Origin of the sequence: Tardiphaga sp., assembly GCF_044336785.1 — a bacterium.
GTDB lineage: Bacteria > Pseudomonadota > Alphaproteobacteria > Rhizobiales > Xanthobacteraceae > Tardiphaga.
Genome location: NZ_JBIIOT010000153.1, coordinates 1 through 7,501 on the forward strand (window position 1 = coordinate 1; position 7,501 = coordinate 7,501).

Sequence of the window (7,501 nt, forward strand, 5' to 3'; positions counted from 1 at the left end):
CCGTGCCGGTGCCATCCGGAAACACGCGCGGCCAGGCGATGGAGAAGCGATAGGCCGTGGTACCCAACTCCTTCATCAGCGCGACGTCTTGCTTGTAGCGCGCGAAATGCTCATTGGCGCGGTCGCCATTGCTGTTGTCGCGGATCTTGCCCGGCAGGCGCGCATAGGTGTCCCAGATCGAGCGGCCGCGGCCATCGGCCTCGACGGCGCCTTCGATCTGATAGGCGGAGGTGGCCGTGCCCCAGACGAAATTCGGGGGGAACGCGCGCGGATTGCCGCGTTGCTGTGCATTTGCCGACTGCTGCGCCTCCGCCGGCGGGATGGCGAGACCGGCGGCGAGCGCACCTGCGCCTCCGACCAGATGACGGCGCGTGAAACGATGGGACACTGCAACTCCTGTATGGCGGTTGCCCGAGAGATAGCGTCGAGCCGGCCGCAATGACAGGGGACATGAGGCCCCAGCATGGCGGCATTGGACATTCGCAGACGGCTGCGACAAAAAGAGCATGAGCGGCAATAACGTCGGCGTGAAGCGGGATGGCAGTAATGGGCATGCAAACGGCATCGGTGGCGCGCGTCGCCGTGGTGGGTCTGGGCGGGATCGGTCAGAAGGTGGTCGAAGAGCTCGATCGCGGGATCGAAGGCCTGAGCCTGGTCGCGATCTCCGTGCAGAACGCGGAGAAGCATGCGGCGTTCCTGTCTAAGCTCGGCAAGGCGCCGCCGGTGTTGCCGATCGCGGAGCTCGAAGCCGTCGCCGATATCGTGATCGAATGCGCGCCAGCCTCCTTGCTGCCCGCCATCGTCAAGCCGTTCGTGACCAAGGGCAAGACCGCCATCGTGCTGAGCGCCGGGGCCCTGCTGTTCAACGACGACCTCGTCGCACTCGCCAAGGCGCATGGCGGGCAGATCGTGGTGCCGACCGGCGCGCTGATCGGTCTCGATGCCGTGACGGCGGCGGCTGAAGGCAAGATCCATTCGGTGACAATGGTGACGCGCAAGCCGGTGAAGGGGCTCGCGGGGGCGCCCTACATTGTCGAGAACAAGATCGACATCGAGAGCATCACCGAGCCATTGAAGATTTTTGAAGGCAGCGCACGTGAAGCGGCCAAGGGCTTTCCGGCCAATCTCAATGTTGCCGTCGCATTGTCGCTGGCGGGAGTCGGCCCCGACGCGACGACGCTGCAGATCTGGGCCGATCCGGCGCTGACCCGCAATGTGCATCGCGTCGAGGTGGATTCGGATTCCGCGCGTTTCTCGATGCAGATCGAAAACATTCCGTCGGAGAATCCGAAGACCGGCCGCATCACCGCGCTGTCGGTGATCGCGCTGCTGCGCAAGCGCGGCGCGGCGCTGCGGGTGGGGACGTAACCGCCCCGCACTCCGCCCTCATGGTGAGGAGTGCGCCCCTGGGCGCGCGTCTCGAACCATGAATGGCTTGGCTCTGGAGTGCGCGGCCATCTTTCGAGACGCGGTCGAAGACGACCGCTCCTCAGGATGAGGGGCGGAGAGGGCTGAAGCCTATTGCCCCTTCTCGACCTGCTGCGCGGTCTCGATCCCCTGCGTCCGCGCAATCCTCGCCAGTTCGCAGCCCTCGCAGTAACGCCGATCCTTATAGTCGATCCAGTTATGCGCATAGACGCGCTCGTTCGGAATATCGTAGCGGGCCTGCAGCACGCGGACGAGCACGCGCCACGCGGCGATCTGCGCGTCGGTCGGCGGTTTCCTCACATTGGGATAGTTGCCGACGAATTCGATGCCGATCGTCGAGTCGTTGTCGACTTGCTGATAGGTCGATGAGTTGTCGATATATTTATTGTCGTTGCGGTTGCCGTCGCGCAGGTGGTTCGGCACCGCCCATTCGGCGGTGGACCAATAGACCGTGCCATCGGTCTCGACCCAGATCTGCACACCCTTGCGATTTTGCCGCTGCATCTGCGCCACGGCATTGCGCCAGGCCGAGCCGGGCGCGCCTTCCGATTGATGCACGACGATGTTGCGCCATTCGCGGGCGTGGCGAAGATCAGTCCATGGCACCAGCCAGACCATGTTGAGGCCGGGAATATCCGGCGTGCCGCGCGAGCGGGCGGCGATCTCGAAGCTTGTAGGGATCTGGGCGGTCGCCGGGCTGGCGAACGCGCACAAGATCAGCGATGCCCCGACGATCCGACCTCTCATGCCCCTCGACCTCAGGGCGCCTCAAGGCACCCTGAGAAGAAGCGTATCCGAGCCGTTCGCGGAGTCAAATCGGGCTCAAACGTAGGGCGGATTAGCGCAGCGTAATCCGCCGCGGAGCTTCAGCGATGAATTCGGCCGGCGGATTACGGCTTCGCCTAATCCGCCCTACGGTCGCGTCTTAGTTGAAGTATTCAGGTAGCGTGAAGCCGGCATAGAACTTGTCGTTGCGGATCGCGGACTTGAACGTGTCCGACTTGTAGGCCTCGACAATGTCCTTCGCCCATGGCGCTTCGGCATTGCCGCGGCGGACGGCGACGACATTGGTGTAGGGCTTGGTCATCTTTTCCAGGGCAAAGGCTTCGGTCAGCTTCAGCCCGCTATAGATGGCGAAATTGCCCTGCACGGCGGCGAAGTCGGCGTCGCCGAGGGCGCGGGGCGCCTGTGCGTTTTCCAGCGGCACGATCTTGATGCCCTTCGGGTTCCTGATCACGTCGAGTTCGGTGACATCCACCGGCTTGCTGTCCTTGATCTCGATCCAGCCGAGATCGCGCAGGATCCAGAGCGCACGCTGCAGGTTCACCGGATCGTTCGGCACCACGACGGTGGCGCCGGCTTTCACGTCGTCCGCCTTTTTGTGCCTGGTCGAATACAGGCCCATCGGCGGCGTTGGCACGGTGATGATGCCGGTGAGGTCGGTCTTCTGGCGCTCGTTATAGGAGTCGAGGAACACCGTGTGCTGCATCACATTGGCGTCGATGTCATTCTTGAACACGGCCGTGTTGGCTTCGAGGCCGGTGGAGAACTCGTAGTATTTGACCGTGTAGCCCTTCTTCTTCAGTTCGGGCTCCACGCCCTTCTTGAAGCCGTCGATATAGGGGCCGGGCACGAAGCCGACCTTGAGTTCGGTCTTGGTTGGCGACTGCGCGAGCGCGCCGGTAAAAGAGGCAAGCGTGATGGCGGCGGCGGCGAGCGCCGAGAGCAGGGACTTCATGATATGAGCTTTCAGTGAGCGGGGATTACTTCGGCGACCAGATCTTCACGTCGGCGGCATCCACCTTCACGGGGATGAGCTTCTCGTTGAAGAACGCGTCGGCAATGATCTGCTGTTCGGACAGGCCGGCTTTGGTGACGGCGCCGACCTTGTAGGAGCGATGGCTGTTGGCCTCCTCGACGGTCGCGGCGTCGATGCCCCACAGGCTGGACAGCAGTTTTGCGGCGTCCTTCGGCTCGGCCTTCACCCATTTGCCGGTTTCATCCAGCTTCTTGTAGATCGCGTTCAGCACGTCGCTGCGCTTGTCTGCATAGGCTGCCGACGACAGATAGTAGCGCTTGTAGCTGGCGAGGCCGTTGCTGCCGTCAGCCAGCACCCGCGCATTGCTCTGGCGCTGCACGCTGGTGAGGAAGGGATCCCACGCCACCCAGGCATCGACATTGCCGCCGACAAAGGCGATGCGACCGTCAGCAGGCGGAAGATAGGCTGGCTGGATATCCTTGAAGCTGAGGCCGGCCTTGCCGAGGGCGGCGAGCAGCAGGAAGTGGCTGCCGGCACCCTTGGTCACGGCGACCTTCTTGCCCTTGAGATCGGCGAGGCTCTTCAGCGGAGATTCCGCGGGGACCACGATGGCCTGCGCGGCAGGCGAGGGAGCTTCCTCGGCGACATAAGCGAGCCTGGCGCCGGCGGCCTGCGCGAACAGCGGCACGGTGTCGGCGACATCGGCGCCGAAATCCACATTGCCGGTGTTGATCGCTTCCAGCAGCGGCAGGCCGCTGGTGAATTCATGCCACGAGATCTTCACGCCGAGCGGGGCGAGTGCCTTTTCCAATTCGCCATTGGTCTTCAGCACCGCAATCAGCGTCGATGATTTTTGATAACCGATGCGCACCGTGTCCATCGTCTGCGCGCAGGCGAAGGAGGTCGACAACATCGTTACGAGCGCCGCCATCTGCAATGCGCGGGTGGGGCGCCGGATGGTGCGATTGAGAACATGCGAGAGCAGAATGGGGAGCATGATGATGCCGCTTTGCAAGTATCAAATTGAGATGCGCAAAGGTGCGAGAGTGGCCGGTTCCAGTCAATGAAATGGCCGACTGTAGTTGCGGGCGCAGCGATAGAAGCATTCTGCCGGAGGCAAAATGCGGAGCCAAACCTTCTCCCGGTCTCGTCCGGTCGCCATTTGCGACGGAATAATTTTCTGCATCCGGAGATGAAAGCTGCTCCCGACACGGCGGCCCGGATCGCAAATCTTGCCGAGCGTCGCTGACCTTTGAAAGCACAATCTCTGCAGCGTTTCCGCATCACGTCGGCGCAGTGGGCGCCGGACGCAACACGGAGCAGGAATGTCCATGTCGAAGTCGAGACGCGCTGTCCTGGCCACCATCGCCGCGACGCTGCTGCTGTCGCAGATCACCAGCAAGGCGCCGGCGGCGGAGCAGCCGAAGGAAATCCGCATCGGCTTCCAGAAGGCCGGCATCTTCCCCGCCGCGAAGCAACGCCAGACGCTGGAGAAGGTCTTCAAGGCCAGAGGCATCGATGTCCGCTGGGTCGAATTCCAGTTCGGTCCGCCGATCCTCGAAGCCATCAACACCGGCAATGTCGATTTCGGCTATGCCGGCGATGCGCCTCCGATCTTCGCGCAGGCCGCGCGTGCCAATCTCGTTTACATCGCCGCGATTCCGTCGCGCGGCTACAATCAGGGCATCGTCGTTCCCGAGAACTCGCCGATCAAGACGCTCAAGGATCTCAAGGGCAAGAAGGTCGGCTTCGGCAAGGGCTCGAGCGCGCATAACACGATCGTCGCAGCGCTTGAGAAAGCCGGGCTGACTTACGCCGACATCACGCCGGTCTATCTCAATCCGGCCGATGCGACGGCGGCCTTCGCCAGCGGCAATATCGATGCGTGGTCGATCTGGGACCCGTATCTCGCACTCGCCGAGGGCAAGCAGGCGCGCGTCGTGGCGTTCTCGAAGGACGTGCAGGACTCGATCTCGTTCTTCCTCGCCAACAAGGATTTTACGGGCAAGCACGGCGACCTCGTTGCGCTGTTCAACAGGACCTTTGCGGATGAAGGCAAATGGGCCGAGGCCAATCGCGCCGAAGTCGCGACCCGGCTGCAGGAGGCGACCGGCGTCGACAAGGCCGCCACCACCCGCGCCGTCGAGCGGTCGAACTACACGGTGGTGCCGATCAACGACAGGATCATCGCCACCCAGCAGGAGACCGCGGACCGGTTCTTCAAGCTCGGCCTGATCCCGAAGCCGGTGCAGGTGAAGGACATTGTCTGGACCTGGAATCCGGGGTCCTGATGCCCCGGTTGTCGGTCCCATGACCGCCGCACTGGAAAGTGCGCCGGTTGGGGAATGTTATTCTCCAAACTGCCGGTTTCCGGGTGAAAAGTTCACCTTTTGTGCAGTGCGGTTGAATTCAGCCCGAAAATCAGTAGGTTGCCGCCACGGCGCCAGCGCCTTCCGAGGCCGGCCCCGATCTTCACACCTGCACAGAAACGTCATTCAATGAACGCTCCCGTGTCCAAGCCGACTGGAGTGCCCGTGCCAGTTCTCGATCAGCCAGATCTTGAGCCGAAAGGGCCTGCCATCATTTCCTTCGATGGCGTCAGCAAGATTTTCCCGCCCCGGAAGGACTCCGCCGAGGTGAAGGCGGTCGATCATATCGATCTCGTCGTTCCCGAAGGCGCCATTGTCGGCGTGATCGGCAAGAGCGGCGCCGGCAAGTCCACGCTCATTCGCCTCATCAACGGACTCGAACTGCCGACCAAGGGCAAGGTCACCGTTGACGGACTCGACATTGGATCGCTCGATGAGCGCGCACTGCGCCAGGCACGCCGCTCCATTGGCATGATCTTCCAGCATTTCAATCTGCTCTCCTCGCGCACCGCCTTCGACAATATCGCGCTGCCGCTCGAGATCGCCGGCACGCCGCGCAAGGATATCAAGGGCATTGTCGAGCCGCTGCTCGAGATGGTCGGCCTCGCCGACAAGCGCGATCGCTATCCGGCCGAACTCTCCGGTGGCCAGAAGCAGCGCGTCGGCATTGCGCGGGCTCTCGCGACCAAGCCGAAGGTGCTGCTCTCCGACGAGGCGACCTCGGCGCTCGATCCCGAGACCACAGCTTCGATCATCACGCTGCTGAAGCAGATCAATGCCGAGCTCAATCTCACCATTCTTTTCATCACCCATGAAATGAGTGTGGTGAAGAAGCTCGCCCAGCGTGTCGCCGTGATGGAAGGCGGCCGCATCATCGAGCAGGGGACGACCTACGAGATTTTCGCAAACCCGACCCATGCGACGACCAAGCGTTTTGTCGGCGAAGTCACCGGCGGCAATGTGCCGGAATGGCTGCAGTCGCGTCTGCTCGCCGATTACGCGCCGGGCCGCCAGGCGGTGATCCGCATCGCCTTCACCGGCGCCGATGCCGACGAGCCCGTGCTGTCGCGCCTCACGCGCGCCTACGGCGTCGACTTCAACATCATGCATGGCCAGATCGAATATGTCGCCGATCATCCGTTCGGCACGCTGATCGCCTCCGTCGCGGCCGAGCCCGGGCTGCAGGCGAAGCTGATCGCCGATCTGACCGCCACCCGCAACACCGTGGAGCATCTCGGCTATGTCGCCTGAACTCATCAACATGATCGCGTCCTCGACGCTCGACACGCTGGTGATGGTCGCACTGGCCGGCATTTTTGGCACGCTGGCCGGATTGCCGCTCGGCATCTTCCTGGCGACCAGCCGGGCCGGTGAGCTGTTTCCCGCACCGAACGTCAATCGGCTGCTCGGCCTTGTGGTCAATGCGACGCGCTCGACGCCCTTCATCATTCTCGTCGTCGCCATCGTGCCGCTGACGCGGCTGATTGCCGGCACCTCCATCGGCACCAGCGCGGCCGTGGTGCCGTTGACGATTGCCGCCACGCCGTTCATCGCCCGCGTCATCGAAGGCGCGATCCGCGAAGTCGATCAGGGCCTGGTCGAAGCCGCGCGCGCCTTTGGCGCGAGCCCGCTGCAGATCGTGTGGAAGGTGCTGCTTCCCGAAGCGATGCCGGCGGTGACGCTGGCGCTCACGCTCGCCACCGTCAGCCTCATTGGTTACTCGGCGATGGTCGGTGCCGTCGGCGGCGGCGGGCTCGGCGATCTCGGCATCCGCTACGGCTATCAACGCTTCATGCCGGAAGTGATGGCGACCGTGGTCGCCGTGCTGATCTGCCTCGTGCAGGGCGTGCAGAGCCTCGGCGATTTCATCTCGCGCCGGCTCGACAAGCGCAGCCGGCACTCCTGATCTTGCGCGCACTGCGGCGCGCGCCTGTCTCGTTTCTTC

Annotated in this window: 8 protein-coding genes; 4 read left to right on the top strand and 4 right to left on the bottom strand. The window is 63.2% G+C overall.

What is annotated here, in order from left to right; genetic code table 11:
- Positions 1 to 388 (bottom strand): family 1 glycosylhydrolase (locus tag ACIQ2A_RS24710; protein WP_398484487.1); only part of this gene is annotated, 388 nt, incomplete at its 3' end.
- A 158-nt stretch (positions 389 to 546) separates the two neighbouring features.
- Here ACIQ2A_RS24710 and ACIQ2A_RS24715 point away from each other — a divergent pair.
- Positions 547 to 1,368 carry an aspartate dehydrogenase gene (locus ACIQ2A_RS24715; protein WP_398484489.1) on the top strand — a complete coding sequence of 274 codons (822 nt, stop codon included), beginning with the start codon at positions 547 to 549 and terminating at the stop codon, positions 1,366 to 1,368.
- Positions 1,369 to 1,518: 150 nt separating this feature from the next.
- Here ACIQ2A_RS24715 and ACIQ2A_RS24720 read toward each other — a convergent pair whose 3' ends face one another.
- From ACIQ2A_RS24720 to ACIQ2A_RS24730, 3 genes are all read right to left on the bottom strand, one after another.
- Positions 1,519 to 2,175: an N-acetylmuramoyl-L-alanine amidase gene (locus ACIQ2A_RS24720; protein WP_398484491.1), complete on the bottom strand. Its 657-nt coding sequence runs from the start codon at positions 2,173 to 2,175 to the stop codon at positions 1,519 to 1,521.
- Between the two features lie 178 nt (positions 2,176 to 2,353).
- Positions 2,354 to 3,166, bottom strand: a complete 813-nt coding sequence (locus tag ACIQ2A_RS24725; protein WP_398484493.1) for a MetQ/NlpA family ABC transporter substrate-binding protein — start codon at positions 3,164 to 3,166, stop codon at positions 2,354 to 2,356.
- Between the two features lie 25 nt (positions 3,167 to 3,191).
- Positions 3,192 to 4,100 (bottom strand): aliphatic sulfonate ABC transporter substrate-binding protein, encoded by a 909-nt coding sequence (locus ACIQ2A_RS24730; protein ID WP_398484502.1) that lies wholly within the window; start codon positions 4,098 to 4,100, stop codon positions 3,192 to 3,194.
- Positions 4,101 to 4,518: 418 nt separating this feature from the next.
- On the opposite strand from ACIQ2A_RS24730, the gene ACIQ2A_RS24735 reads away from it, so the two are divergent.
- From ACIQ2A_RS24735 to ACIQ2A_RS24745, 3 genes are all read left to right on the top strand, one after another.
- Positions 4,519 to 5,478 (top strand): aliphatic sulfonate ABC transporter substrate-binding protein, encoded by a 960-nt coding sequence (locus ACIQ2A_RS24735; protein ID WP_398484496.1) that lies wholly within the window; start codon positions 4,519 to 4,521, stop codon positions 5,476 to 5,478.
- Between the two features lie 207 nt (positions 5,479 to 5,685).
- Complete coding sequence (locus ACIQ2A_RS24740) at positions 5,686 to 6,807, top strand: methionine ABC transporter ATP-binding protein (protein WP_398484498.1); 1,122 nt, start codon at positions 5,686 to 5,688, stop codon at positions 6,805 to 6,807.
- Positions 6,797 to 7,462, top strand: coding sequence for a methionine ABC transporter permease (locus tag ACIQ2A_RS24745; protein ID WP_398484500.1), 666 nt, complete (start codon positions 6,797 to 6,799; stop codon positions 7,460 to 7,462). The genes ACIQ2A_RS24740 and ACIQ2A_RS24745 overlap by 11 nt, the downstream gene beginning before the upstream one ends.
- The last annotated feature ends 39 nt before the right edge of the window (positions 7,463 to 7,501 follow it).